The organism is Maribacter caenipelagi, assembly GCF_004364175.1.
In the GTDB taxonomy this organism is placed as follows: Bacteria; Bacteroidota; Bacteroidia; order Flavobacteriales; family Flavobacteriaceae; genus Maribacter; species Maribacter caenipelagi.
Genome location: NZ_SNZW01000013.1, coordinates 356,500 through 382,694 on the forward strand (window position 1 = coordinate 356,500; position 26,195 = coordinate 382,694).

23 protein-coding genes and 2 pseudogenes are annotated in these 26,195 nt (G+C 33.6%); 13 read left to right on the top strand and 12 right to left on the bottom strand.

The genetic code is table 11. From position 1 onward, the window contains the following. From DFQ03_RS06445 to DFQ03_RS06465, 4 genes and pseudogenes are all read right to left on the bottom strand, one after another. Positions 1 to 1,182 carry a polymer-forming cytoskeletal protein gene (locus DFQ03_RS06445; protein WP_133672347.1) on the bottom strand — a complete coding sequence of 394 codons (1,182 nt, stop codon included), beginning with the start codon at positions 1,180 to 1,182 and terminating at the stop codon, positions 1 to 3. A 152-nt stretch (positions 1,183 to 1,334) separates the two neighbouring features. After that, positions 1,335 to 3,573 (bottom strand): annotated as a pseudogene (gene feoB / locus DFQ03_RS19040) (ferrous iron transport protein B). After that, a complete protein-coding gene (locus tag DFQ03_RS06460) occupies positions 3,530 to 4,606 on the bottom strand; it encodes a metal-dependent transcriptional regulator (RefSeq protein WP_133672350.1) in 1,077 nt (358 codons plus the stop codon). Before DFQ03_RS06460 ends, feoB begins: the two are co-directional and overlap by 44 nt. A gap of 149 nt (positions 4,607 to 4,755) precedes the next feature. Continuing rightward, a complete protein-coding gene (locus DFQ03_RS06465) occupies positions 4,756 to 4,983 on the bottom strand; it encodes a hypothetical protein (protein WP_133672351.1) in 228 nt (75 codons plus the stop codon). Positions 4,984 to 5,107: 124 nt separating this feature from the next. Here DFQ03_RS06465 and DFQ03_RS06470 point away from each other — a divergent pair, with 124 nt between their 5' ends. The 3 genes from DFQ03_RS06470 to DFQ03_RS06480 all read left to right on the top strand — a co-directional run bounded on the left by DFQ03_RS06470 (position 5,108) and on the right by DFQ03_RS06480 (position 7,210). Next, complete coding sequence (locus tag DFQ03_RS06470) at positions 5,108 to 5,971, top strand: universal stress protein (protein ID WP_166637442.1); 864 nt, start codon at positions 5,108 to 5,110, stop codon at positions 5,969 to 5,971. 23 nt (positions 5,972 to 5,994) lie between these two features. Then, complete coding sequence (locus tag DFQ03_RS06475) at positions 5,995 to 6,288, top strand: hypothetical protein (RefSeq protein ID WP_133672353.1); 294 nt, start codon at positions 5,995 to 5,997, stop codon at positions 6,286 to 6,288. Positions 6,289 to 6,454: 166 nt separating this feature from the next. Next, entirely contained in the window at positions 6,455 to 7,210 is a 756-nt protein-coding gene (locus DFQ03_RS06480; protein WP_133672354.1) for a BRO-N domain-containing protein, read from the top strand. Between the two features lie 23 nt (positions 7,211 to 7,233). Here the strand turns inward: DFQ03_RS06480 and DFQ03_RS06485 are convergent, their stop codons facing one another. Further along, positions 7,234 to 8,043 carry a GIN domain-containing protein gene (locus DFQ03_RS06485; protein WP_133672355.1) on the bottom strand — a complete coding sequence of 270 codons (810 nt, stop codon included), beginning with the start codon at positions 8,041 to 8,043 and terminating at the stop codon, positions 7,234 to 7,236. 118 nt (positions 8,044 to 8,161) lie between these two features. Here DFQ03_RS06485 and DFQ03_RS06490 point away from each other — a divergent pair, with 118 nt between their 5' ends. Continuing rightward, the gene (locus DFQ03_RS06490) at positions 8,162 to 9,181 is read left to right on the top strand and encodes a quinone oxidoreductase family protein (RefSeq protein ID WP_133672356.1); all 1,020 of its coding nucleotides are present in this window, start codon (positions 8,162 to 8,164) and stop codon (positions 9,179 to 9,181) included. Positions 9,182 to 9,185: 4 nt separating this feature from the next. Then, the gene (locus tag DFQ03_RS06495) at positions 9,186 to 10,088 is read left to right on the top strand and encodes an SDR family NAD(P)-dependent oxidoreductase (RefSeq protein WP_133672357.1); all 903 of its coding nucleotides are present in this window, start codon (positions 9,186 to 9,188) and stop codon (positions 10,086 to 10,088) included. A 6-nt stretch (positions 10,089 to 10,094) separates the two neighbouring features. Here the strand turns inward: DFQ03_RS06495 and DFQ03_RS06500 are convergent, their stop codons facing one another. Continuing rightward, on the bottom strand, positions 10,095 to 10,940 hold the full coding sequence (locus DFQ03_RS06500) for a universal stress protein (RefSeq protein WP_133672358.1): 846 nt from the start codon (positions 10,938 to 10,940) through the stop codon (positions 10,095 to 10,097). A gap of 156 nt (positions 10,941 to 11,096) precedes the next feature. Here DFQ03_RS06500 and DFQ03_RS06505 point away from each other — a divergent pair, with 156 nt between their 5' ends. From DFQ03_RS06505 to DFQ03_RS06515, 3 genes are all read left to right on the top strand, one after another. After that, complete coding sequence (locus DFQ03_RS06505; RefSeq protein ID WP_133672359.1) at positions 11,097 to 11,546, top strand: hypothetical protein; 450 nt, start codon at positions 11,097 to 11,099, stop codon at positions 11,544 to 11,546. Positions 11,547 to 11,743: 197 nt separating this feature from the next. After that, positions 11,744 to 12,250, top strand: a complete 507-nt coding sequence (locus DFQ03_RS06510; protein WP_133672360.1) for a hypothetical protein — start codon at positions 11,744 to 11,746, stop codon at positions 12,248 to 12,250. A 280-nt stretch (positions 12,251 to 12,530) separates the two neighbouring features. Beyond that, a complete protein-coding gene (locus tag DFQ03_RS06515; protein ID WP_133672361.1) occupies positions 12,531 to 13,226 on the top strand; it encodes a hypothetical protein in 696 nt (231 codons plus the stop codon). Positions 13,227 to 13,334: 108 nt separating this feature from the next. Here DFQ03_RS06515 and DFQ03_RS06520 read toward each other — a convergent pair whose 3' ends face one another. The 4 genes from DFQ03_RS06520 to ftsH all read right to left on the bottom strand — a co-directional run bounded on the left by DFQ03_RS06520 (position 13,335) and on the right by ftsH (position 20,270). After that, the gene (locus DFQ03_RS06520) at positions 13,335 to 14,690 is read right to left on the bottom strand and encodes a PAS domain-containing sensor histidine kinase (RefSeq protein WP_133672362.1); all 1,356 of its coding nucleotides are present in this window, start codon (positions 14,688 to 14,690) and stop codon (positions 13,335 to 13,337) included. After that, the gene (locus DFQ03_RS06525) at positions 14,665 to 17,712 is read right to left on the bottom strand and encodes a CheR family methyltransferase (protein ID WP_133672363.1); all 3,048 of its coding nucleotides are present in this window, start codon (positions 17,710 to 17,712) and stop codon (positions 14,665 to 14,667) included. The genes DFQ03_RS06520 and DFQ03_RS06525 overlap by 26 nt, the downstream gene beginning before the upstream one ends. A gap of 140 nt (positions 17,713 to 17,852) precedes the next feature. After that, a complete protein-coding gene (locus DFQ03_RS06530) occupies positions 17,853 to 18,245 on the bottom strand; it encodes a hypothetical protein (RefSeq protein ID WP_133672364.1) in 393 nt (130 codons plus the stop codon). Between the two features lie 66 nt (positions 18,246 to 18,311). Beyond that, a complete protein-coding gene (gene ftsH / locus DFQ03_RS06535) occupies positions 18,312 to 20,270 on the bottom strand; it encodes an ATP-dependent zinc metalloprotease FtsH (protein ID WP_133672365.1) in 1,959 nt (652 codons plus the stop codon). Between the two features lie 130 nt (positions 20,271 to 20,400). Here ftsH and DFQ03_RS06540 point away from each other — a divergent pair, with 130 nt between their 5' ends. After that, positions 20,401 to 20,805, top strand: a complete 405-nt coding sequence (locus tag DFQ03_RS06540) for a hypothetical protein (RefSeq protein ID WP_243834438.1) — start codon at positions 20,401 to 20,403, stop codon at positions 20,803 to 20,805. Between the two features lie 18 nt (positions 20,806 to 20,823). Then, positions 20,824 to 21,306: a hypothetical protein gene (locus DFQ03_RS06545; protein ID WP_133672366.1), complete on the top strand. Its 483-nt coding sequence runs from the start codon at positions 20,824 to 20,826 to the stop codon at positions 21,304 to 21,306. A gap of 38 nt (positions 21,307 to 21,344) precedes the next feature. Here the strand turns inward: DFQ03_RS06545 and DFQ03_RS06550 are convergent, their stop codons facing one another. Beyond that, a complete protein-coding gene (locus DFQ03_RS06550) occupies positions 21,345 to 22,151 on the bottom strand; it encodes a universal stress protein (protein ID WP_133672367.1) in 807 nt (268 codons plus the stop codon). A 187-nt stretch (positions 22,152 to 22,338) separates the two neighbouring features. On the opposite strand from DFQ03_RS06550, the gene DFQ03_RS06555 reads away from it, so the two are divergent. The 3 genes and pseudogenes from DFQ03_RS06555 to DFQ03_RS06565 all read left to right on the top strand — a co-directional run. Further along, positions 22,339 to 22,704: a VOC family protein gene (locus DFQ03_RS06555; RefSeq protein ID WP_133672368.1), complete on the top strand. Its 366-nt coding sequence runs from the start codon at positions 22,339 to 22,341 to the stop codon at positions 22,702 to 22,704. A gap of 175 nt (positions 22,705 to 22,879) precedes the next feature. Next, positions 22,880 to 23,575 carry an RNA polymerase sigma factor gene (locus tag DFQ03_RS06560; RefSeq protein ID WP_133672369.1) on the top strand — a complete coding sequence of 232 codons (696 nt, stop codon included), beginning with the start codon at positions 22,880 to 22,882 and terminating at the stop codon, positions 23,573 to 23,575. 146 nt (positions 23,576 to 23,721) lie between these two features. Beyond that, a pseudogene (locus tag DFQ03_RS06565) lies at positions 23,722 to 24,726 on the top strand (AI-2E family transporter); the annotation flags it as partial. A 16-nt stretch (positions 24,727 to 24,742) separates the two neighbouring features. On the opposite strand, the gene DFQ03_RS06570 reads toward DFQ03_RS06565, so the two are convergent. Continuing rightward, positions 24,743 to 25,396, bottom strand: coding sequence for a hypothetical protein (locus tag DFQ03_RS06570; protein WP_243834439.1), 654 nt, complete (start codon positions 25,394 to 25,396; stop codon positions 24,743 to 24,745). Between the last annotated feature and the right edge of the window lie 799 nt (positions 25,397 to 26,195).

Below are 26,195 nucleotides of genomic sequence, written 5' to 3' on the forward strand. Positions count from 1 at the left end.
TCAGGTTTCAAAATTTAGAGCTTTCTTTTTTTGAAACAGGGTATACACGATAAGTCCATAACCAATTGCTATTACAATGAACGCTAGTAATGATCCTAAGAAAGGTATAAAGGTTGTTAAACGTATTACGGCGGCTATACCCAAAGCTATAAATGCCCTGGTCCACATGTCCCAATTTTTAGACCCTTTAGTTTCCAAGAAGTAGGTACATAACAATGCGGTAACCAAATGCCCAAATAGTAAACTGAACAAGTAAAAACCACCTAAAAACATACCAATAGGAATACCGATGATTATTAAGAACAGAAGTAAAATGACAAGGGGTATGCCAAATATATAAATGGCACCATAGCCTAAATTTCGTAAGATATTTGTATCTAAATTGGCAGAGATAGTATGTAGAAAATTACCGAATGCCCAATTTATAATTAGTATAACCAAGAATGCGGATAAGAGATAAAATATCCAAAATCCAATGGCGGCAATGCCAAAACTTTTTAATGTAAAATCTTCTCGGTCACCTTTTAGCGATTCATCAAAACTGGCGCTTGCACCAACCAGTGAATTTTTGAAATCTAAACTACCTTCTTCAGACCAATAATTGACATTGTTGTTGAAGATGGCATTTTCACCTATGGTTATAGATTCTGCTGCAAGTTTAGAAGTTCCATTTATTTTACCGTCTATATAAATTTTTTCAGCATTTAACTCGGCTTCTTTTTCAATAGTTCCGTTTATTTTTATTTCTCCGGAGTACGATTTTATATTTCCTAAAATTTGACCGTTCATTTCAATATCTCCTGAAAAGTTAATTAGATTGCCATGAATAATTGCATTTTTGGTGATTAGAACTTCCCCACCGGCTATTATTATGTCATCGCCTACTTCGGCATCAATAGTCAATTTTCCTCCAGCAGCCCTAATATCATCCTTAATAAAACCTTTAACTATGATTTCTCCTCCAGCAACGATTAGATCTTGGTGAACGGTATCTTTTACGGTAATGTTACTGCCGGCCAATACCAGATCTCCATCTATAATTGCATTGACATCTATATTTTCGCCGGCCATATAGAAGTCGTCCTTTTGATGTTCGGTGATGTTTATGTCTCTATTCTTTTCTTGCTGACCATTTGCCATAATTGAAAAGAGGAACGTAAAAAAAAGTAGTACTGTTTTCATAATGTTTGTTTTAAACTACATGTTTAAGCTTAAAGGACATAAATTCTAACTTAGCGTGAAATGATCTGTATCAGCCATCTTTATTTCAAATTTTTTGGTAGTTTTTTACTTTTTGACCTTTTTTAGAAAAAGTTCGAGTTGAATGTATTGATCTAACTACTAAAAAGTAACCAAAGTTGCGTTACAAAAAAGCAAACGATAAAACCTAAGGTCAGCGGTAACAATGCAGAAATAGTGGTCCATTTCATGCTTTTGGTTTCTTTGTAAATGGTGTAGAGTGTAGTTGAACAGGGGTTGTGAAGAAGGCTGAACAGCATTAAATTAACGGCTGTCAAAAGGGTCCAGCCGCCAGCGGTTAGTATTCTTTTGGTATCTGCTACAGAATCAAGTTCAAACATAACACCGGCACCTTCGCCAATACCAGTTAAACCTGAATTTATTACGGTTAACATTAGTATGGTCGGGATTACGATTTCATTTGCGGGAATGGCAATGATGTAAGCAAGAAGTATTACCCCGTTAAGACCAAAGTAAAGAGCAAAAGGATTTGACCAGTCTATAAAATATTCAGCTAAGCTTAATTCGCCGATATATATGTTAGCTACCAGCCAAATAACAATGCCGGCCGGAATAGCAAAAACAATGGCGCGCCAAAGAACAAGCATTGTTCTATCTATTAATGAAGTATATAATGTTTGTAGAATTCGTGGCGGTCTATAAGGTGGTAATTCTAAGCTAAAAGTAGAAGCTTCGCCCCTTAAAATAGATTTGCTCAACCCCCATGATACCAAAAGACTGAAAACTATACCTAATACCGCAATACTTACAACTGCAGCAGCAGAAACCAAGCCTGCATAATGGGGTGGAACCAAGCTCCCAATAAATATGGTTGCTATTAATATTTGTGTTGGCCATCTACCATTACATAACGAAAAATTATTGGTAATAATGGCGATTAACCTTTCACGTGGACTATCGATAACCCTGGTTGCGACCACCCCGGCAGCATTACAGCCAAACCCCATGCTCATTGTTAAGGCTTGTTTGCCATGTGCGCCAGCTTTTCTAAAAAGGCTATCCATATTAAAAGCTACTCTGGGCAGGTAACCAAGATCTTCCAATAATGTGAATAAAGGAAAAAAGATGGCCATTGGTGGTAACATCACAGATACCACCCAGGCAAATGCCATATATGCCCCGTCTATTAAAACACCATCTAACCACCAAGGCATTCCAATTTGTGCCGCAATGTTCTTTAAAAACGGATGAACAGTATCCAATAATAAGGCTGCTAACCATGATGAAGGAATATTTGCACCGGCTACTGTTATCCAAAAAACGATGGCCAAGAGCAAAAACATAATCGGAAAACCAAACCATTTGCTAGTTATGATGCTATCTACTTTTTGATCAAAAATAGTACTGTTCTTTGCATCTTCTACTCGTATACTTTGCTTCGCAATTTTAGTAGCATCTGCGTAAATTGATTCTATAATTTTGTCATGGAAATCGATTCCCAACTCCCATCGTAATGTATTGGTCAATGAGATAATTTCATCGTTTTCTATTTCTTGATGATCGTACATTAGTATAAATCAAAAGTTATTATGCAGATTTTAAATCTTCACCTAATTGCCCTAATTCTTTGGTTCTTACTGCTTCAATGATACGTTGATCACCTTCTAAAAGCCTTAATGCGACCCATTTTAGGTTTGGTATATTTTTAAATTCTTTTGAAAGCTTTTCTACTAAAAGAGCAACTGCATGGTCTAGTTTAGGAGAAAAACTCTTAACGCGATGCGGCTTGCACATATATTTTCCTGTGGCTACGTTCTCAATGGTATTTATGAGCACATCCATTCCTTTTTTTTGACGTGCTACGGCGGTAACAACAGGTATGCCTAGTGCTTTTGATAATGTCCTTTCGTTTATTGTAATATGGTTGCGTTCGGCTTCGTCCATTAAATTAAGACATAGTACGGCTTTATCGGTAATCTCAAGTATTTGAAGAACTAAATTTAAATTACGTTCTAAACGGGTGGCATCGGCTACGATTACGGTAACATCAGGGCGACCAAACAAAATAAAATCTCGTGCAACTTCTTCCTCTTTACTGGTTGAGAGTAGGGAATAGGTACCAGGTAAATCAACCAATTTGTACTGTTTGCCTGCAAATGAATAGCCACCTTCAGCTCTAGTAACCGTTTTTCCTGGCCAATTTCCGGTATGTTGGCGTAGCCCTGTCAGATTATTGAATACTGTACTTTTACCCGTATTTGGGTTTCCCGCAAGGGCAATGATATAGTCGTACTGGTCTATTCCAATTCCAAGTCTGATCAAATGTTCTTTACGATACGCCTGACAATTCTCGCATGCTCGCTGTTTGCTCATTTTTATTTAGCATTGATTTTATATAAATGTTATCTGCTTGTTTTTTTCTGATAGCAATGGTAGCACCCATTATTTTGTATGCCGTAGGATCGCCAAAAGCGCTTTTTAATACAGCAGAAATTTCTGTGCCGGGTACAATGCCAAGATCCATTAAACGTATACGCTCTTGACCACGACATTTAGGTGAAATTCCAATAACCTGGGCTTTGTCTCCCACATTTAAAGAAGAAAGTGTTTGATACTTTTTTTGTGTAGGCTCAATTTTAGATAGCTTTTCTACGGTAATGTTCGACGCAAAAAGAATATTGAGAATACACTCTTTTCCATTTGCCGCAAATTGAATGTTTTCATCTGTCACATCCATGATATAAACTTCCATGCCTGGGTGAAGGTCTAAAGCCACCAATTGTGCATATATGGTAGACGGTTCATCTTCTATATGTGTAATTCTGGCAATATCTCCCTCTTTCAGTGAACTTAATGATTGCCCTTGGTATGTTGGTAACTCTCCGTTAGTAGTTGGTATAGGGTCGCCATGTGGATCAAAAACGGGGTTGCCCATAGTTGCGGCCAAAACATCAACTTCTTTTAATGACATAAGGTGTTCTTGAGAGTCTGCCCCTTGGTGCCATTCTAAATTATCAATTGCAGTTTCATCAGCAAGATACCTTTCCCAAATTCGGTGTATTCTTATTATTTTCAGCGCATCTGATCTACCGGCGTCAGTTAGCCTAATTTGGTCTTCTTTCATTACAATTAAACCTATAGATTGTAACTGCCCTAAAACCTTGGCAGCTTTATTTGTAGATATATTCATATTGCCCGAAATGGTATGTAAACCACAACTTTTGTGTTTGTACTCACAATCAAAAATAAATTTTAACGCATCTTCTTGTAACTTCTGTTTGGTGTTCTTTGATCTCTTTGACCACAATGAAATGAGCCCTTTTCTTGGCCAAAGTATCCATGACAATAGTATCAGAAATACAGTTCCGATTATTAGTGAAGTAATAGGGTTCAGTATCAGTTCCATTAGTTTCGTTTTGGTTTTAATGGCTGCAAGTCTTCGTAGTTATTCGCAGCGTATAGATAGAAACCGTCTATGAAATTTAGAAAGATTTAGAAAAGAAGTAAATGATTCAAATCAGTGCAATTAAGGATTTGGCAACTAGAAAATAGTATTCAATTAACAGTTTGAATATTTTTTTTATGTGTTTCTAAATGATGTTTCAATAATTGCTTTAAACTCTCTAAATAATCTTGCATGGTCACTTGGTCAATATGTGGATGGTCATTGGAAGGTATTGTTATCGGGTTTTCATCTAGAAACCGATAAAGCTCTGGGTAATTGGTTTCAATAGTGTTGGTAAGTTGAGTAATTTCTTCTAGTGTATTGCTTAAATCGTTCATTATCAGAAGTATTGTGTTTAAGATATAAATATATTCCTTGATTTAATTTAAGCACATGACAGAGGTCATTTGAAAGAATATTGAATGATAATAATTTTGTTTTCAGACCATAAAGACACGCAAATTGAAAACAATAGTATATGCCACCGATTATTCAAAGAATTCTGTTGAAGCATTGAAATATGCCCATTACTTAAATGCAAAATTAGGTACTCGTTTAGTGATATTACATGTTTTCGATTATCCTACGGTCTTAGGTACTAAGGCACTTTCAGAACCTTTTCCGAATTTAGAAAAGGACAATTTTAAAATGCACCATGAAAAATTGGAGAAATTCTGTATTGAACATTTAGGCAATGATTGGAATACATCTAATATTCAATTAGAGATAAAAGAAAATAAATCTGTAATAAAAGGTATTTTCTCAAGTGCTGCCGAATGGCATGCAGATTTAATTTTAGTTGGTATGAAAGGAGGTAGCGGTTTACGTGAAGTAATAGTAGGAAGTACTACCAAGCAACTTATTGAAAAAGCACCTTGTCCCGTTTTGGCAATACCTACTAAGGTTGGTTATAGACAAATTGAAACTATTGTATATGCTACAGATTTTGAAGAAGAAGATATTCGTACGATAAAGCAACTTGTTGAAATAGCAGAGCCGTTGCAAGCAAAGATTCACATTACACATATTTCTACTCAAGATGAATACAAAGGCGATATGCAGATGGAGTGGTTCAAAGATGCACTTAAAGAAAAAGTCAGCTACAAGAATATGATTTTTAAACTGGTATTGTCAGATGATATTTTTTATGCACTTCGTATTTATTTAGGTGATGTCGGTGCAGATTTGGTGGTCATGCTTGAAAGGGAAAAGAAAGGTTTTACAAAAAAAATGTTTCATAAGGATTTGGTGAAAAAAATGGAATCTTATGGTAAAATTCCCTTGTTGAGTTTTAATGAACATAATCATCAAACTCTCTACTATTAATAGAACCGTTTAAATAATTATACATGTCTAGACGAATATTTAGAATAATTATCGCATTTTCAATACTACTGGCAATTTATTTAATAGCCTTAAAAGACGACCAATCTAAAGTCTTTTTAATTGTAGCATCAAGTATCACTTTTTTAATATTTAGTTTAGGAATTCACGGACTTATAGCACACTCCTTACGACCAGAGACTAAAGGTAATATTATCGTTTACCCTATATTAATGTGGTCGCTTTGGGCTATTCTCTTTTTACTTTTTATATTTTTTATAATACCTGTGTATTGTCCTGATTTTTTGTTGGATCTTTAGGTGTTAAACATCTCGGCTTCATACCGTATGGGTATGAATTCTATCACATATTTCAGGATTTTTTAATAAATCGAAGATGTTGAAATTGATATAGCTTCTACTGATTTGCATCATGGTAGCGCTGTATTGTTGAACGTAACTTAGTGTGGTACATAAAAAGTATATTATGCTAGATACTAGTTTACAGCAAAATGAACCAAATTACTTTCAACAACTGGCGTCTGTGGAGATTGACAATCAAATTTGGTTTATAGCCGATGATGTTACTCAAATGTTGGCCCTTAACGATCCAGTTAAGGTATTGGAAATTTTAGATGAAGATGAACGAAATTTCACCGAAATTTATAGGGATGGTAGCTTGAAATCAATGAATTTAATTTCAGAAAGTGGTTTGTACGCGTTGATTTTAAGAAGTGATACCGACAATGCGCATAAATTTAGAAAATGGATAACCAACCAAATTTTGCCATTACTTAGAGTTCAAGGGTATTATACCACAAAACGTCTAGAAATACCAAACTTTGTTATTCGTTTCAACGATAATTGGAATAGGGTAGAAAAGGGATACTTTTCTGTGTTAAGCGAATTGTTTATTCGTCTATACGGTAGGTTTGAACAAGAAGGTTATACCCTGCCAAGTAGGGCATTGAACGGTAAAGAAATGCGACCAGATATTAGTGTAGCTAATTATTTTGACGAATACCTTAAAGAAAAACATCCTGAACAAAGAAACAATTATAAAATTTATAAGCATCGATTGCCCAATGGTAGAGAAATAGAAGCGAGACAATATCCAAACAAATTGCTACCTATTTTTATAGATTTTATTGATGCTGTATGGCTTCCTAATTATGCATACAACTATTTTGAAAGTAGAGATACAAATGCCTTGGCATATTTGCCTAAATTAATATTGAAATAGCCTTTTATTTTCCTGAAAACAAATCATTTTGAACGATAGAAAATTTTAGTTCTTTTGTTCAGATGTATAGTATCTATTTGTTGTGGGTTGCCGGTAACGTATATTTTACCACTGCCTTGACCGTTTATTTTGAAACGATCTTCTGCAAATACCTGGGTGTCTTCAGAGTTTAATGTGTGTAGGTACACGTCTTTCGCTAATAGTGCCCATGCAGATAATTTTGCTTTATTCTCAATGGTAGCACTAAATGATTTTGCTTTACCTTTTAGGCTAACCAAACTTTTGTCGGCTTGGTTTACAATCACTTTGTCCGCATTAATTTTCATTGAAGCTGTTGACGTACCTTTTGCATCGATTTTTATATTATGGGCAGTTACAGATAAATTGCTCGTACCAGAAATGTCTGATATTAATTGAAAATCTGTGCACTCTACAATTAAATCATAACTTGAATCTCCTAGAGAGTATAGCGTTAAATTATTTGAAATTACTTTGTCATTAGCCTCTATAGAAGCTGTTTCTGATAGTATTATATTTTTCAGCTCACTAACATATAATATTATTTCTATTGAGCTGGCTAACATATTTTCTTGTACCGTAAAAACTTTTAAAGTACCATTCTGGTAATTCCAATTTATAATGTCTTTTAAACTTCGGTTTCCTTTCACCTGTAAACCATTGAAGTAGGTAGGGTATAGCATTACACAAAGATTATCATGTATCTCTATGGTTTTAAGTTCGTCTAAGGTCATATAGGTACTAAAGATTTTACTGTCTTGTGCAACTACCCTAAAGAAACATAACATGGTAACAAAGCATATTGTTCTTTTCATGATTAATAGATTCTATGAACCTATAATCTATGTTGTATTACAAAATTTAAAAATGACCTTGGTCATAACAGACGATTGTAAAAGGCTATAAATTAACCATTTAAAAATTCAAATATGTATGAAGGCAGCATATCTTATTAAATATGGAAATGCCGAAAAGGCGTTTCAAATAAGGGAAGCCGATAAACCTCGCCCTAAATCAAATCAGGTACTAATAAAGGTAGAGGCTTTCGGTTTAAATTTTGCAGATGTAATGGCACGATTACGACTTTATAAAGCGGCACCTCCCTTACCTGCAATTTTGGGTTATGACGTAGTTGGCAGAATAGAAGAAATTGGTGCCAAGGTAAACCACGTAAAGCTGGGTGATAGGGTTGTTGCATTGACCAAGTTTGGCGGGTATGCAGAATTTGCGTTGGCAGACATGGAAGTTGTCCATAAAATACCTGATTCATTCTCTGCGGGTGTTGCTGTTGCCTTGGCCACGCAATATAGTACTGCCTATTATTTAAGTCACAATATGGCCAATCTGCAAGAACATGATAATGTACTTATTCATGCTGCGGCCGGTGGGGTAGGTACTGCACTTGTACAAATGGCTTTGCTTAAAAAATGTATCGTTTTTGGTACTTGCGGTTCTCAAGAGAAAGTAGCCTATCTAAAGAAAAACGGTGTGCAGTATCCAATAAACTACCGCATAAATGATTTTGAAAAAGTAATAGGCAATATAATGCAAAATAAAGGTATAGATGCAGCTTTTGATCCCGTTGGCGGGTCGTCTATTAAAAAGGATTTTCGATTGCTTGGGGCTGGTGGCAGGGTGCTTTCGTTTGGGTTTTCTAGTATGAATAAGACTAAAACCATATTTGGAAAATTACGTGTGCTATTGCAGTTTGGCTTATATCATCCAGTTCAATTTTTGAGTGGCTCTAAGGGAATGATAGGTGTAAATATGTTAAAAGTAGCAGAAGAGAACCCTAAGAAAATAGCGAAGGTGATGCAAGAGGTTATTCGTTTGACCGATACTAAAATTCTTAAACCACATATTGGTGGGGAATATCAAGTAGAGCAACTTGCAGAAGCTCATACTTTTTTAGAATCTCGAGAATCGATGGGTAAAATTGTTGTAAAATGGTGATATTATGAAGAACAATTACTTGAAAAATAAAGTGGCTTTAGTAAGTGGTTCTAGTATGGGTATAGGTAAGGCAATTGCCTGGGATTTGTTGCAACAGGGGGCTGAAGTAATATTAAATGGAAGGGATGATGAAAAATTAGAACGTACAAAAAATGAATTCTTAGCTAACGGGTTTAATGTATATTCGGTAATTGCAGACATTCGAGATCAAGATGAATGCAAATTTTTGGTTGACCAAGCCATTGGTGTCTATGGTCAATTGGATATTTTGGTGAATAATGCGGGCATGAGTAGTAGGGGGTCTATTGAGCATTCTGCGGATACAAATTTTACTATTCTTTCTGAAACCAATTTTACCGGGGCTGCCCACTTAAGTAAGTATGCCATACCCTATTTAAAAGAAACAAAAGGTCATGTTATATTCATTAATAGCGTGGCCGGTTTAAGGGGAATGCCATTCAATTCTGCCTACAGCGCCTCTAAAATGGCCCAAGCCGCACTCTCTGAAGCACTAAGAATAGAGTTGTATGATTTTGGTATTCATGTTGGCATTGCCTTCGTGGGTTTTACTCAAAACGATCCGTATAAGAAAATTTTAGACGTTGATGGTTCGCTCGTGTATTTACCAAAACGTAACAATTTGCGATTGGCTACCGCAGAATCGGTGGCTAGGAGTATTCGTAAAATGATCGAAAAAAGGAAAAAAAGAATAACCTTGACCGGTTTGGGTTATTTAGCCAATTTTACCTTTCGTTATCTTCCTGTATTCAGTACTTGGTTACTTTGGCTAAATCGTGAAAAAATCAGAAACCAGTATACAATGATCGGTGGAGTAAAACAAGATGAAATAGCTCAGGTAAGTAATAGATATCAAAAAATAGTTGCCGGTGCAGAAGCTGAGGTATAGCATGTTTTAAAGTCCTCCAACATTAAAACTGATCAAAGGAACAGTACTTTTTTTTACCATTGTTTTTACCAGGTCTGAATGAAAATATTTATTGTAAAAAGTATTTTCTTTTCTTTCTAACATAGCCAATACATCAGCTTTGGTATTTTCAAGGTACCATAGCAGGTCTTCTAAAAATTTTTCTGAAAAGACTAGGTCAAATTCTATTTTGGCATAGTCTACTTTGGCTCTTACGTCTTCTTTAAACCATTCCATTTGAGCCTCAACTTCGTTTTCCTTTCCTGTTGTTATATGTACCACTCTAATTTGCGCATCGAATTTATTAGCAATCTTGGCCAATTTATTAATAGCAAAAATATCTGCTGTTTCAAAATCTGTAGCATAGATCATTTTATTGAACTGTATTTTTTCACTGCCTTTTGGTACCACTATTAATGTACAAGGAGATTTTTTTAGAAGCGAAATTGCGGTATTTCCCAATAGAAACTCTTTAACCGCGTTTGTTCCCTTAGCGCCAACACATATGAGGTCTACACTAAATTTAATGGCTTTTTCCAAAATACTGTTCGTAACCGAATTTTCTTCATCAACGACAAAATTTATATTTTGATCCTTAACCGGTTCGTCTATATGTTCTGCAAAAAAGTCTTTCAACATCTTGCGTTTTTTTACATATTGTTTTTTTTCTTTTTTCAAGTAGGTTAGGGTTACCGTACTGGCAAGTGATATGGGCATTTCAAAAACATGAACGATAATCAATTTGGCATTGAATTTTTTAGCTATAATATATGCAACCCGTAACGCCGAAACGGAATTTTCTGAATAATCGGTAGCATATAGAATCGTCTTCATGATAGTGGATTTTAGTTTGTAGTTATGAATCTAAGGTTGCCACTTATTAAAAGAAATGATGAAGGTCATTACCTGTTTTTTATGCTAATGATTTAGATCATTTGTTGCAGGGCATTACTCTTATAGATTTACAGGATAGCGATTAAATTGTAGATGATGAGTGATTTAGACCAAAATAAAGATTTTAAATTTCTGGATAATGGCCCTTGGGACGAACTTTATGTTTTGACCAAACACTGGGTGTCCGATCTTGAATTTTATCGAGATGACCTTATGTTCTTAAATCATCTAATAGACAAATATTTCATTTGGCTTACAAAGCCAGAAAACTTACAAATGATTAAAGAGTTAAAAATAGGCTTACAAGAAACTAATATTATGGTTCATGATTTACTTGAGAAAGTGGGTAAGCATAGAAATAGGATAGGTCTTTTAGTGGAAGACCCCAATAAAAAAGATGCAAGTATTATTATTAAAGAGCATGAACATTTAGAAGAGGAGATAGTACGCTTTGTTAAATCTTTTAGATTAAATAGAAAAGAGACTTTTAAGCTTACCGAATATGTAATGGAAAGTGAAGAACTTTCAAATATGATTAAAGGATAGTTCTTTTTTACATAAATAGAAAGGAATAAATGCTTTTCCATAGTAAGAGAAACATCATAATCTTACAGTTAAATTATAGGTGTTTAAAGTGTTGAAAACTCATGGGAGATTTTCATTTTAATTCAGCAAATCAAAAATATAGAAGTACGTAGTGTAGAGAAGATTATTTAAAATAACACCCATCTAAAAAACAAAATATGAAGCGTTTTAAAAAAATACTATTTCGAATTTTAGCTGTAATGGTTGTATTCTTTTTGTTTCTTGTTTGGTACCAATACAAATATTCTATGGATGTCGTTGCCCCCTATACCATTAACGCACCTACTTTAGAAAAAAAGTTATTGATTGCCACGCAAGGAAGTGATTTTAAAGATAAAGTGACTAGTGGTATTGTTGATCATTATAAAACTGATTCGGTCTATATTGAGGTCGTCGACGTTGAATCTTTGAACGTTATAGATCCAAAAGATTTTAATGCCCTGGTTATAATACATACCTGGGAGAATTGGAAACCACCAGTAAGCGTGCAATCTTTCATTGAAAAGTATGGCAATGAAAACAATAATATTGTTGTACTCACCACATCTGGAGATGGTGATTATACCATGAATGATGTAGATGCTATTGCCGGCGAATCTAAATTAGATGATGCGCCACAATATATCAATAAGATACTTGACCGTTTGAACATATTGCTATTGTGAATTTTAAAAAAAGAACCATGAAAATTACGTAATCATGAAACCTAAAAGAATTAAACCAGGTACTATCAAATTAGATAAGGTATTGCTGGTTATTCTAATGGTTTTGTTGATTATAGACCTTGTTATTGGGCTTTTTGTCATGTTTGGTGTAATTGTCTAATATGTTTCTAATATTACTAGGTTCTTTAATTGAAAAGAGGCTGATTTTCAATTTTTTAAAATTGTATTTGCCTTTATTTTTAAACTGAATATATCAATTTTTACCTTTAAAAATCAGAATATGAAGAGAGGGTTAATTTATTGTCTTAGTATCATTTTTGTCGCAACAATTTTAGGCGCATGTCAGCCTTCAGTAGTTTTTGGAGACCCACAACCTGTTACCGTTGATCCTCTTACAAAAATTCCAGATATTTACAGGGGTATTTACTGGTGCAATGTAGATAGTGCTACTTTATATGTGGATGATAAAGCCTTTGTAAGGCGTAAGGAATTTTTGATAAAGACAACACTGCAAGAAATAGAGACAGACCCTGATTTAGATATAGTAAACGGACAGCTGTATGTTAATGATTGGGAAGGTTACTTTCCCATTACTAAAATAGAAGATACCATTACTACCCAAGTAATCATGCGCGATACTATTTTTTCAATTAGTGATAACCAGCTTGTAAAAGCTTATAAGGGACATCTTGTATTAAACTTAAAAATGAAAAATAATACTTGGGAAGTTTTAGTTGTTTCTCAAAGAAGAGATGAATTATTGACCATCTCTAAAGCAGAAATACCAGAAGATCTAGCAAAATTAGATTCTATTACAACGGTTAGTTTGCTAAATGGATCAGATAGAGTGCGTACTCAAATTTACTTACAACCTACCGCCAAAGAGTTTGAACGAATTTATAATGAAGGGTTGCTCTTTTCTAAATCATGCACTGAGTACAAAAGAATTTTTCCTTTAAAAGAAATCATTTATTGAATGAAGTAGAATAATTAAATTATGAACTGTCAAATTAAACTTAAACATGATTGCCCATTTAGTTTATACGGTTCTTATAAAATGAGGTCAATGTTGAAATTTAGGAGGTTATTTATCAGGTAACTGTATTCTAAAAGTACTGCCTTTACTTAGGGTGCTAACATATTCAATGTTCCCACTAAGAAGCTCCACATATCTTTTAACAATACTTAAGCCCAAGCCGGTACCTTGAAAGTCTTTCACGTTCTCTGCTCTAAAAAACCGTTTGAATAGATTTTTTTGTTCATCTTCAGGAATACCTATTCCTTTATCTTTTACTAAAATGGTCAATTCTCCATTGCTATTTATAGTATTTATTTCCACATCTGTTTCAGAATATTTTATAGCATTGGTTAGAAGGTTGGTCAATATATTATGAAGTATTTTTTGATTCTGTAAAATCAAAGGGTTTCCTTCATGTGAAAAATGAATATGCTGTTCTGGTTTAAGAATGCTTTCCATTTCTTCTATTAGAATGCGAATAAAATCTAATATGTCAAAAGTCTCTTTTTTCACTCTTACAATACCTTTTTCTAATTTTTCAAGTGAAAGAAAATCATCTAATATTGAAGTGAAATTTTTTGTTGCTAATTTAATGCGTTGAATATGCCTGTCCAGTTTATTGTAATCTCCAATATTTTTGAATTTCTCCATTAGAATAACTGAAGACAAAATAATTGTTACGGGAGTGCGCAGTTCATGTGAAGCAATGGAGATAAAGGCACTTTTCATTTCGTTGATATCTTTTTCAGATTCAAGTGCGTCGCTCAATTCTTTGGTTCGCTCTAAAACTACTTTCTCTAGTTCTTGATTGTATTTTTCAATTTTTATGTTTTCTTTCTCTAGGTCTTCATGCTGTTCTTGCAAAATTTTCATATTTCTAACTTCAGTAATATCTTGCAAAGCAACACGACAAATACGCTTATTGCCATTAGGTTCAGTATCAACAGTACCATGTAATAAAGCGTAAAAAATAGTCTTGTCTTTTCGGTGTATTATAAATTCAATATTTTCTAAAATGCCTGTACTAAAGGCTTGTCTTAGATTCAAAAAAAATGAATTTGCTTCACCGATCTTTAAATATGCTGAAAATGGTTTGCCTTTAAGTTGAATACGATCCACACCAAGCATATGACAAGCAGTAAGATTTATGTTTATTATAGTTCCTTTTTCATCTAAAATTAGATACCCTACAGGCGCAAAGTCAAAAAGATCAGAAAATTCGTCTCTTGATTTTTCTAGCAGTTGCTGGGTTTCGCGCAATTCTTGATTCTGCATTTCAAGTTCAACCTGGTGCACTTCAAGCTCATGTACCAAACTTTTAACCTTATCCATAGTTAGGTCTAAGGAAGATAGAGGAGTACTCTTAACCTCTGCTTCTGCCTTTTTCCGTAACGCTTTATTTGCTGGATTTTTGGTCGTCATTTGTATTGTTTTTAAGTTTTGCTAGATTTTTTTCAGCTTCATTTAATTCTGTTATATCAATTAATGTACAAGCAATTCCTTCTATTACATCATTCTTTAATATAGGTCTAATCATGATGTCATATAAATAACTGGTATTCCCAATATTTAAATGTACATTTTCTCGAATGGCCTCTTTACTTTTTAAAACCTTTAATTTTAATTTCTCTAACTTAACGGTATCTTCTTTCGAATAAAAATCAATGTCTTTCTTTCCAATCATTTTTACAAATTGAAAATTAGGTTGAATACTACCAATGGTGGTGTAGATTAAATTTTTGTCTTGGGTATAGACAATGGTTCTTGACATCTCTAACAAATGCTCATAATTTTCTTTGGCAGTTTTTAGCTCATCGGTCAATTGTTTTTCATGAGTAATATCAACAAAGGTAATTACTACCCCTTCGATCATATTTTCAGAGGTGCGGTAGGGTAAAATTTGCATTTTGTACCAAATGCCATCACTACTTTGAACCGATGTAGTAATAGGTATAAGTTTATTCAACACCTTCTGTACATCATTTTCAAGACCGTCATAAATCAGGTTTGATGATAAATGACTTATTGGGCGCCCAATATCGGTTTGTATCAGATTAATGATTTTTATCATGGGCGGGGTAAACCGCTTAATTTTTAATTCGGAATCAAGAAAAATAGTACCTATCTCAGTACTTGCCAATAAATTGTTCATATCGTCATATGCCTGGGCCAGTTCATCTATTTTCGACGAAAGCTCAGTATTCATAGTTACAATTTCTTCATTTACACTCTGTAATTCTTCTTTTGAAGTTTCTAGTTCTTCATTGGTACTTTGTAGTTCTTCATTGCTTGATTGCAATTCCTCATTACTTGATTTTAACTCTTCGTTAGAGACTTCTAATTCTTCAATAGTAGAACGCAAATATTCTTTTGTAGCGGTCAATTCTTGTTCTAACGCAAACATTTCTGAAACTTCATGTGTTTGAATAGGTTTCAGTTCTATACTTGTTGACTCTACTTGTGCCATTTCTTCAAAGGTTATCATATAATAACCTTCATAGTTTTTTGGCGATTCCAATGGTTTGATTTTGAGTGTGATAGTTTCAAACTTTCCGTTCGTTTTTACATTGACCCCTTTTCGAATTTCTGTTTTTTCACTTTTTCTAACTTTAACTATAAGTGCGCGTAGATCGGTTTTGAGCCCTTCGCGCGCCATATCTACAATATTTAATTTAGCTTCGCCAGGCGATGGTTGTAAGTATTTACCAGTATTACCAGAGAAATATACGGCATCACCTTCATTATTAATAATTGAACAGGCGGGCGCATAGGCGGCTAAAAGAAGACGTTCGGTTATACCTGCTAAATTTTCACGTGGTTGTAATTTTATGGGAATTGAATTTTCTGTGCTAATATGAATAGGTTCATGAAATAATTGGGCTATATCTGGTGTTTTTTTAATTAGGACATCTTTATGTTTGAAAATTTTATGCTTTCTGTCATTAACGGAATAAAGGTTGGCAAACTCCCCTAAAGATTCTGAACTTCCTAAGAACAACAAGCCACCTGTGTTCAATGCGTAATGAAAAATAGTATATACCCTTTTTTGAGTCTCTAAATTGAGATAGATCAAGAGGTTTCTACAACTGATCAAATCTTGTTTAGAAAAAGGAGGATCCTTTATTAGATTGTGTTCTGCAAAAATAATTTGATCGCGAATTTCCTTTTTTATTCTATAAGTTGATTTGTCTCCTTGAAAATAACGGGAAAGTCGTTCTTCACTTACATCTATAGCAATGGTTTCAGGATAAATACCCTGTCTTGCCATACTAATTGCATTTGCGTCCAAATCTGATGCGAATATTTGAACTTTTAGTTTTTTGGTTCCTTTTCGTATTTCTTCATCTAAAAGTATAGCTAATGAATAGGCTTCTTCACCAGTTGAACAGCCCGCAACCCAAATACGAATGGTTTCACCATCTTGTTTTATATTTAATATTTCAGAAACTATAGCTTTTCGTAAAGCTTCAAATGCTTCTGGATCACGAAAAAAACCGGTGACCCCTATTAATAGTTCATTAAAAAGTTTTCGAACTTCACTACGTTCTTTTTGTAGATACTTTACATAATTTTCGAGCTTATCAATTTGGTTAAGAGCCATTCGTTTATTAATTCTACGTATGACTGTGCTGCTTTTGTAGTCCCCAAAATTACACCCCGTTTCATTTCGTAACAAAATGAAAACTTTTTCTAAAAGTTCTTTTGCTGAATCAAAATTCGATATTTTTTTATCCGTATCAAATTTTCGATTCTTTGCATACTGTTGTAATTTTTTAGGTATTTCTTTTATGGGTAATATAAAATCATGGGCATTTGCCGCTATGACACTTCGCGGCATACCATCATATTTTGCCGTTGTTGGTTCTTGTACAATTGCTAGACCGCCTTGATTTTTAATGTTCTTTAAACCTAATGTGCCTTCTGTACCTGTGCCAGATAGTACTATGCCAATTGCTTTTTCCATTTGATCTTCAGCTAATGAGCGAAAGAAATAATCTATAGGCTTTCTAAACCCACGTGCTTGCGTGGGGTCCATTAGGTGTAATACACCATTAAAAATTGCCATGTCTTTATTGGGCGGAATAACATAGATATGGTTGGGTTGTACTTCTGTGTGATCCACCACCTCAGATATTATCATCTGGGTATGCTTTTTTATCAAGTCTACCATTAGACTTTTGTGGGTGGGGTCTAAGTGTTGTACCAGAACAAAGGCCATACCTGAATTTTCTGGCATAATTTCAAAAAAATCATTGAAAGACTCCAGTCCACCGGCAGATGCACCCATACCAACAATTAAAAAATTGTTTTCCGAATCTTCATTAGTACTCTTTTTTAAAGGAGCATTTGTTTTATTATCCTTTGTATTTGGTGCTTTTTTCTTGACCATAATCTCTGTAACGATACCTTTATTGATGGATATCAAATATAAGCAAAAGCACATACTTGATTCAATTTAGGTTACTTACAAGGTATATTTAAAAAGCGATTTGTTTAATGATAAAAATCATTTATTAACAGCAGATATTTCTTCATTTTAAATTTGCAGTTAACCTTTTAATAAAACATCTACCAGTCATATTATTACATGTATTTTGTAAGAAAATTAAAAAATTCCTTTTTTAGATCTGCATAGATTTGCCGTTGGGTTTCCATCTGATTTCTAAATTCTATATGTTTTTTGGTAAGTACCGTGTCCATTGATTCTTGACCTGTTTTTGACTGACCTGCAATACGGGTTTCATGCTTTTCTATAGTTTCTTGAAGTTTATCGATTATGCCTTCATGAAGTATAAATTCATTTTGGTAATGTTCTAACTGCGCCAATACTTCCTTGTTTGTCCATCGCTGTATTAATTCGCTTAATCGATTTTTGAAAGATTTTAACTCATCTTCCCAAAAAGCAAGTTCACTATGCCATTGTTTATGTTCAAAATGTAAATCTTCATTACTAAGTACTTCGTTAATTGTTTTCATATTATTAGTATTTAAATTAGTTCTCTAGTTCGTTTATTGATTTTAATTCTATTATCATTCTTTTTGTTATTGTTGCTTTTCCACTAATTCTTTTAGTTCTCGTTTGCCAAGCAAATCTTCCAAACTATCTTTTTCTACCACTTCTTGTTCTAATAAGAGTTGGGCAAGTTTTTCAAGTTTATCTCTATGTTTTAATAATAGGCTTTTTGTTCTCTCATAAGCGGTAGTAATTAATTCTTGCACTTCTTTATCTATAAGTTTCGCCATTTCTTCACTATATGGTTTGCTTAACATTTGTTCATTTTGCCCTGTAGAATCGTAAAAACTGATAGGTCCTATTTCTTTATCCAAACCATAATAGGCAACCATTGCATAGGCTTGCTTGGTTACTTTTTCAAGATCATCTAAGGCACCGGTAGATATTTCGTCAAAAATGATTTCTTCTGCTACTCGCCCGCCCAATGATGCACAAATTTGATCCATGAATTGTGATTTGGTTACTATTTGGCGCTCTTCTGGTAAATACCAAGCAGCGCCCAAAGATTTTCCTCGCGGAATTATAGAAACCTTAAACAATGAATCTACATGCTTTAAATACCAACTAGCAACTGCATGACCAGCTTCGTGGTGGGCCACTATTTCTTTTTCTTTGGCAGAAATGATCTTGCTTTTTCGCTCTAACCCTCCAATTACACGATCTCTTGCTTCCATAAAATCTGCATGTTCTACTTCTTTTTTGTTCTTTCTGGCTGCAATTAAGGCAGCTTCATTGCAGATATTGGCAATATCTGCTCCAGAAAAACCCGGACTCAGTTTGGCAAGTAATGAGCCATCAACATTCTTTGATAGTTTTAAAGGGCGAAGATGTACACCGAAAATTTCTTCTCGTTCTTCTTTGGTAGGTAGTTCCAAATAAATATGGCGATCAAAACGACCAGGTCGTAAAAGTGCCTTGTCCAAAACATCTGGTCGATTGGTTGCCGCCAATACAATAACACCGGTGTTTTTTCCAAAGCCATCAAGTTCTGTAAGCAATTGATTTAAGGTACTTTCTCTTTCGTCATTTGCTTGAAAGGCATTTATTTTTCCACGAGAACGGCCAACGGCATCAATTTCGTCGATAAAAACAATACTAGGGGCTTTTTCCTTTGCTTTTTTAAACAGGTCGCGAACACGTGAAGCACCGACCCCAACGAACATTTCTACAAACTCAGAACCTGAAATGGAGAAAAAAGGTACCTGGGCTTCACCGGCCACTGCTTTGGCCATTAATGTTTTTCCTGTTCCGGGTGGGCCAACTAGCATTACACCTTTTGGAATTTTAGCACCTAGTTTGGTATACCTTTCTGGGTTCTTTAGAAAATCTACCACCTCCATTACTTCGGCTTTGGCCTCTTTAAGACCGGCAATGTCATTAAAGGTAAAACTACTTTTTGTGTCTTTCTCTGTTAATTTGGCAGTAGATTTTCCAAAATTAAATAATGTGCCTCCTGTAGAACTTCCACTTCCCAGTCTTCTTAAAAGGTACATCCAGAATAGAAATATGAAGATAAGAGGCAATAGCCATGTGAGAATATTTGTCCAAGAAGTTTGGCTTTTATATTGTACATCTATTAGCTCTTCTTTAGAAAAATCTTGTTGGGCCTTTTGTAATTTGCTTTCAAAAGTTTCTACAGACCCTATGTTCATTCTAAAGTGCGGACCTATTTTATTATTAAAAAATCCATCTGTAATCCATTTATATTTTTCTTTTTCAAAAAGCTCTGGTTTAATGTAAATATCTGCAACCTCTTTATTGATGACCACAATCTTAGCTACATCATGTTCTGCCAAAATTTCTTGCTCAAAAGTTGACCATCCTATTTCTCTAGTTTTATTGGTGCTTGAGGCCGTTATGTAAAAAACGATCATTAGTATAAACAATATGATGTAGAACCAGTTATAGCCATAGTCACCATATGGTGGTTTCGTATTTCTATTTTTGTAGTGTTGATTCTTATCTTCTGTATTATTCGAATTTTTCATTCCTTATAGAATATTGCTCTCTAACTTATTATAGGTTCAAAACTATTTCAATAGAATTGGTCATAAAATGATTCAGGTCATTTACAACCTCTACATATTCGGCTTCTTTTGTTGTATAAAATTCAAAGTGATGGATAGCAACCAAGAGAACAAATCATTGATGATATTTATAATCTTGTTGATTGTACTATTCTTGGCCAGTTGTGGCCCCGTAGTATTATCAACTAGAATAGGAGAGCCACCACCGCCGTGGTTCTATCCAAATAGATTGGAGGTTGTTAGGTATGTATATTTTCCTGAATATAGTTTTTATTATGATCTAACTGCTAGGGCATATATTTATTTAGATGGTGGTGTTTGGGTTAGGCGCAATGTACTGCCCGTTAGATACCGAAATATCAATTTAAATAAAGCAAGGTATGAGCGTGTTCGTAATTATAACGATGAAAATATTCGTAGATATCATCAAGAAAATAATACAAATAGGGGTAGGAGTAATAGGACTGTGCCTCGTTCAAGTACAAGAAGAAATTAATCTATAAATATGTAAATCATGAAAACTCAATTAATTCTAATACTGGTATTACTTTTTACAGCCTGTAAAGGGCAAGAAAAAGAACCAATGACCAATGAAATAGAAAAAGATTCGATTGATGCCCCTAAACCTAAACGTTCTTGGAATGTTAATAGGGAATATGATGAACAGGGCAATTTAATTAGATATGATTCTGTTTACTCGTATTCATATACCAACATTAAAGGTGATTCTATTAAAGTAAATTTAGATAGTATAATGGGTTCTTTTAGATCTTACTTTAAAGAAAATACACCTTTAGAATGGAAAAATGATTTCTCATTTTTTCCAAAGAGCGATTCTCTTTTTATGCGAGATTTTTTTAGGGACGATTATTTCTTTGATCGCTGGGAAAGACAACCTATTGAAATGGAAGAAATGATGAAAAGAATGGACTCTACAAGAAACGCATTCTTAAAAAGATTTCATCCAGGGCTCATAGAATCTAAAGAAAAAGATTGATTAGACTTAGTGTTTAAAACTACGCTGATCTTTAAAAATTATTTTATGGCTGGCATGATCATTAAAGGTACTTCAGTCTTAAAGTTCATATTTCGAATAATTGGTTCACTTATCAATTTTTTGAAAAAACTGTGTTCAGTTTTGAGAAAAACGACCATACCAATATTTTTATAGTCTTTTTCCAAATCTTTTAAGGTTGCCGTAACAGAACTCTTTTTCTTGACCTTTATAAAACGATGCTTGGTTTTCTTTAAATATAGATCAAGTAGTTCTTTGTTTGATTCTTGTTCGTTTTCAAGCTTCTTTTTAGAATTAACGTATACAATGTTTATTATCGAACCCCATAGTGAAGCTATTTTTATAATTGGGGACAATTCTGCAGGTTTAAAAGTATGTTTATAATCATTTGCAAAAAGAATATCATCGGGTATATCATAGTCATATTCTCCAGGTACGGCAATAATTGTGCTGCTGTTGATATTTTTTAAAACACTGGTGGTAACACTTCCCATGAATACATCTTGTACGGCAGAAAAACCTGTGGTCCCCATAAAAACGAATTGAATATCTTTTTCAAAAATTGCTCTATCTATAGCGCCTAGAGCTGTGTCAGATACCAGAATAGTTTCAAAAGTATGTTTGGCACTTTTTGTAGCTTCTAGTCTTTTATGCAACGCATCTAATTCAATACTTGCATCAAATTTGGTTCCTGTTTCAGATGGTACTAGGTAATATGCATGTAATATGTAAAATGTGCATTGTTCACGTTCAAAAAGATAAATGGCATAATCAATGGCATTTTGCGAGTTTTTTGAAAAATCTGTAGGTAGTAGTATACTGTGCATGGTCTTCAATTTTTTTAAAAGTAACTAGGTCAGTTATGTAAAACCATGATTTTAATCAGCTGGTTCTGTATAACATCTTACTTAATACATTAAAACAGGAGTGAAATGATCTTCATCATTTTAAGACAAGAAGGTATTCGTCAATTTTATCATCAGTAAAAAAATAGTATTACCTAAAATTAATAAGATGGCTTCAATCATTCATTTTAATATTTCTGCAGAAGAAGTGCTAAGGGCCAAAAGTTTTTATGAAAATTTATTTGGTTGGAAAATAGAAAAATTCCCTAAAGGACCAACGGAATATTTTTTAATTGAAACCTTGGCGAATACCGGTGAAAAAGGAGTAGGAGGCGGTATTACTAAAAGACAAAAAACTGAACAGCAAATTACCAATTTTATTGAAGTAGATTCAATTGATGAAGCTATTGCAAAAGTTAAGGAACTTGGAGGCGAAATCGTTGATCCAAAATCAGTTATTGTCAATAGAGGATTCGTGGCAAGGTGTAAGGATACCGAGGGGAATATTTTTGGGTTAATGGAAATGGTGAATTAAATGCCAGCTTTGCCAAAAAGGGAATACGTTTGCTATGGTTATTTGATATCATAGTAACATACTGACCTAGGTCATTTTCAAACTTTTTTATTAGACGTAGTTTTAAAATAATAGGTTGTTAATATATCTGACAATTTAAAGAATTGATATAATGAAATTATAAGACTTGACTTATATGGCAAAGACCAAAGATCTAAATACCGAAAAACTAGAATATGACTTTCAACAATTTTATCAAAAATTGGAAGATTTTAATTATGATTTAAAAGAATTTATTCATGGTAGCTTAAAGGCTTCAGAAAACCAAGGTCTTCTTGATAAAGGCTATTATAAAGCTGATGAAATTCTTGATGAAATCTATATAGAGATTTACGAAAATTATTCTTTAATTTCAGATATATCTGAATTTCAACGATTACTTTTTAGAGCGGGAATCAATAAACTGGAAACGATAAAGTCTCAAGAAGTGCCAGATGATATTACCTATCATTCTTTATTAAAGGCAGAATTAAAAGCTTTAAATGAAAAATTTACTACAGCCGGTGATGGAGACCGTATAATGTTAGAGGAATTAGATGATATTTCATACGTTCAAAATAGAGGTTGGCTAGAGAATATTTATTTATATGAACCATTAGAAAGACAGTTGGTCAGTACACTGTGTTTAGATGAAGCCGCCCTGCTATCTGATGAGAAAAGAAAGTTATTATGGGTATTGTATTCAACCATTCCAGAAAAAAGTAAAACCGTGGTAGAGTTGCTGGTTTTTGGCAAACAGAATTTAAAAACTATAGCTGAAATATTAGATGTGCCACAAGATTTTGTAGATAAAATTATATTCAAGGTCAAAGAGAGATTTAGGTTGGTGTAATTTTCTAAACCGTTTTGACCTATGCATAAATATACACTCAATTTAGCTAATACTTTTTATTTTTTATTTTCTATCACGCTATGCGTTTGGATCTTAATTGCCGCCAAGGTGATTCTTATACCCTTAGTTTTTAGTTTTTTTTTGCCTTAATGTTAAAGCCAATAGTAACTTATTTTGAGCGTAAATTCAATAATAGGATTTTAGCAATATTTACTTCATATGTCTTAGCTGTCGCACCTCTTTTCTTTCTAATTTTTTTCTTTTTCAATCAAACACGAATTTTATTTAGTAAACTACCATCGGTACAGGATAGACTTGCTGAAATGATAATCGTGTTTTCAGAATCGTTCGACCAAAAATTCAATCTAGAGGCAGATACTACCGCAAGTTGGATTTCAGAAAATGTTTTGGCCGTATCAGATTTTTCAATTGAAATTATTAGAGGTAGCCTGCAGTCTACTACAACGGTATTGGCGCACTTGGTACTCATTGTAGTAATAACTTATTTTATGCTACTTTACAGTACGGCATTCAAAAATTTTCTGTTGGCACAATCTAATAATGAGAATAGAAATCGGCTTGATCAACTATTCAAAAATGTCCAATATTTAGCAAAACGATATATGCTTGGGCAAGGTTTAATCATATTAATTCTAGGACTATTAATTGGTAGCGGACTTTGGTTGATAGGTGTTCCCTATCCATTTTTTTGGGGATTTTTAGCCGGTTTTCTTGAAATCATCCCCTATATAGGTACTTCTATTGGTGGTGTTTTACCCGTAGTTTATGTATTAATGATTACAGATAATTTTTGGCAGCCATTTGCAGTCATTGTACTATATCTTGTTGTACAACAATTAGAAGGTAATCTTATATCTCCTAATGTAATGGGAGCCAGTGTTAGAATTAACCCTTTATTCGTAATCTTGGGACTTTTTGTAGGGGGTGTTTTATGGGGTATTGCCGGTATGGTTTTGGCATTGCCCATATTAGCGATGTCAAAAGAAATATTTAGAACTTATGATATGTTTAAACCTTTGAGTTATCTTATGGAAGATGGTTTATTACGTAAAAAAGATATTTTTTTAGAACGATTTGATGACGAAAAATATAGGTTCTTCAACCTCTTTTTCAATGAGAGGAAAGACTAATAGAGTATCGATGAAATCAATTAATTATTTTTTTAATTTGAGTATCATTGGGTTGCCTTATTTTTTGGTACAAAGTTAAGTCTAGGGCAATGAACCAAACAATAAATAGGGCAAAGGTGATTTTTTGTACTACGGGCAGTATATGTATAATAATTCCCGTTTCATAAATGTAGTAATTGGAAAGAAATATAATAATGCAAACTACACCTAATAGAAATAGTTTTTTATAGCTTGTCTTATATAGTTCTATACAGCAAGTGATAAAGGCAACTAAACCAAATATGCCTGCTATGCGAACAACTATATCATGATAATCAAGTACTAAAAACAAAATTGAAAACAATGATAAATACCCTGACCCACCCATCAATTTTTGGATGTTATTTTTTCTTTTAAATAATTTGGGGAGTAAAGTCCATAGTAGTAATATGCTGGTACATAATAAGCTTAATGCTATAATAGCATATAACCGGGCTTTGTTGGTTTCACCGTTAATCGCATTTAGATCTAATAAATCACAAAGATAATTGTGCCAAAAGCTAAAACGGTTTAAATCTGGGTCTATCCAAGATCCTCCAGGGTATTTTTTGGCAGCAATAACATAGAAAATAATAAAGAATCCAATACCTATTAATGATAAAAATAATAGTAGATGCTCATAGGGTTCCAATACTGGCTTAGTCTTCATGAGCAGGTGTATAAATTTTATTGTAGTTAAAGCTATAAAATAGAAACAGGAGACCTTAGGCCTCCTGTTTCCTTTAAAGTGCTCATTTTATTCTTTGTGTTACATCTATCCTTAAGTCATCTTATTGCTAAAATGATATAGGGGCGATTTCGACAACTAACAACTTGAACACTCAGGCATTTATTACCTTACGGTAATAGTACCTTTTCTTTAAATGCTTTTTAAAAAGGACCAGAATACCAGAATATTCGGTCCTTTATTTGATATCGCAATTCTATAAATTTTGAACGCAGAACAACTAACTATGTACAAACACATATTCCCTTGTTTATTCTAGTAAAAGAATTATTTGCAATACCATTTTATGACTGCTAAGGCATTACTGCTTAGAAGTCTGTTTTATACTTAAATTTTAAAGAAAAAACAGGAAGCCTAAACTTCCTGTTCTTCATAAAGAATAGAATTTGTTATAGCCTTTTATCAATCTTTAAATTAACCTATTGCTAAATTGATTCAAAAATTAATGTAGATTACGACATCATCTATTTCTCTACTATGATCTGTACTATCTTGCGATAATTCAAATCAATGCCTTATAATTTTGTAAGAAACCAAGTCATCGCAATGACTTGGTTTCTAAGAAGTCGGTATTTTTTCAAATTACACTTACAATGATCCTTTTTTATGATTATTTCTAAACACATTTAGAGATCAAATGGTCTATTGAATTAGTAGTACCTTCTTCTTTATAAATTGAACCTTGGTCCCCCCGAGCAAGATT

What these genes read in the sequence shown, in the direction of transcription:
- DFQ03_RS06550 (WP_133672367.1), bottom strand. Translation starts at nt 22,151, where the DNA reads ATGCACAGTATACTACTACCTACAGATTTTTCAAAAAACTCGCAAAAT.
- DFQ03_RS06465 (WP_133672351.1), bottom strand. Translation starts at nt 4,983, where the DNA reads ATGAACGATTTAAGCAATACACTAGAAGAAATTACTCAACTTACCAAC.
- DFQ03_RS06445 (WP_133672347.1), bottom strand. Translation starts at nt 1,182, where the DNA reads ATGAAAACAGTACTACTTTTTTTTACGTTCCTCTTTTCAATTATGGCA.
- DFQ03_RS06540 (WP_243834438.1), top strand. Translation starts at nt 20,401, where the DNA reads ATGGATAGCAACCAAGAGAACAAATCATTGATGATATTTATAATCTTG.
- DFQ03_RS06475 (WP_133672353.1), top strand. Translation starts at nt 5,995, where the DNA reads ATGTCTAGACGAATATTTAGAATAATTATCGCATTTTCAATACTACTG.
- DFQ03_RS06480 (WP_133672354.1), top strand. Translation starts at nt 6,455, where the DNA reads ATGCTAGATACTAGTTTACAGCAAAATGAACCAAATTACTTTCAACAA.
- DFQ03_RS06515 (WP_133672361.1), top strand. Translation starts at nt 12,531, where the DNA reads ATGAAGAGAGGGTTAATTTATTGTCTTAGTATCATTTTTGTCGCAACA.
- DFQ03_RS06560 (WP_133672369.1), top strand. Translation starts at nt 22,880, where the DNA reads ATGGCAAAGACCAAAGATCTAAATACCGAAAAACTAGAATATGACTTT.
- DFQ03_RS06505 (WP_133672359.1), top strand. Translation starts at nt 11,097, where the DNA reads ATGAGTGATTTAGACCAAAATAAAGATTTTAAATTTCTGGATAATGGC.
- DFQ03_RS06510 (WP_133672360.1), top strand. Translation starts at nt 11,744, where the DNA reads ATGAAGCGTTTTAAAAAAATACTATTTCGAATTTTAGCTGTAATGGTT.
- DFQ03_RS06495 (WP_133672357.1), top strand. Translation starts at nt 9,186, where the DNA reads ATGAAGAACAATTACTTGAAAAATAAAGTGGCTTTAGTAAGTGGTTCT.
- DFQ03_RS06530 (WP_133672364.1), bottom strand. Translation starts at nt 18,245, where the DNA reads ATGAAAACAATTAACGAAGTACTTAGTAATGAAGATTTACATTTTGAA.
- ftsH (WP_133672365.1), bottom strand. Translation starts at nt 20,270, where the DNA reads ATGAAAAATTCGAATAATACAGAAGATAAGAATCAACACTACAAAAAT.
- DFQ03_RS06520 (WP_133672362.1), bottom strand. Translation starts at nt 14,690, where the DNA reads ATGACGACCAAAAATCCAGCAAATAAAGCGTTACGGAAAAAGGCAGAA.
- DFQ03_RS06525 (WP_133672363.1), bottom strand. Translation starts at nt 17,712, where the DNA reads ATGTGCTTTTGCTTATATTTGATATCCATCAATAAAGGTATCGTTACA.
- DFQ03_RS06545 (WP_133672366.1), top strand. Translation starts at nt 20,824, where the DNA reads ATGAAAACTCAATTAATTCTAATACTGGTATTACTTTTTACAGCCTGT.
- DFQ03_RS06500 (WP_133672358.1), bottom strand. Translation starts at nt 10,940, where the DNA reads ATGAAGACGATTCTATATGCTACCGATTATTCAGAAAATTCCGTTTCG.
- DFQ03_RS06555 (WP_133672368.1), top strand. Translation starts at nt 22,339, where the DNA reads ATGGCTTCAATCATTCATTTTAATATTTCTGCAGAAGAAGTGCTAAGG.
- DFQ03_RS06485 (WP_133672355.1), bottom strand. Translation starts at nt 8,043, where the DNA reads ATGAAAAGAACAATATGCTTTGTTACCATGTTATGTTTCTTTAGGGTA.
- DFQ03_RS06490 (WP_133672356.1), top strand. Translation starts at nt 8,162, where the DNA reads ATGAAGGCAGCATATCTTATTAAATATGGAAATGCCGAAAAGGCGTTT.
- DFQ03_RS06460 (WP_133672350.1), bottom strand. Translation starts at nt 4,606, where the DNA reads ATGGAACTGATACTGAACCCTATTACTTCACTAATAATCGGAACTGTA.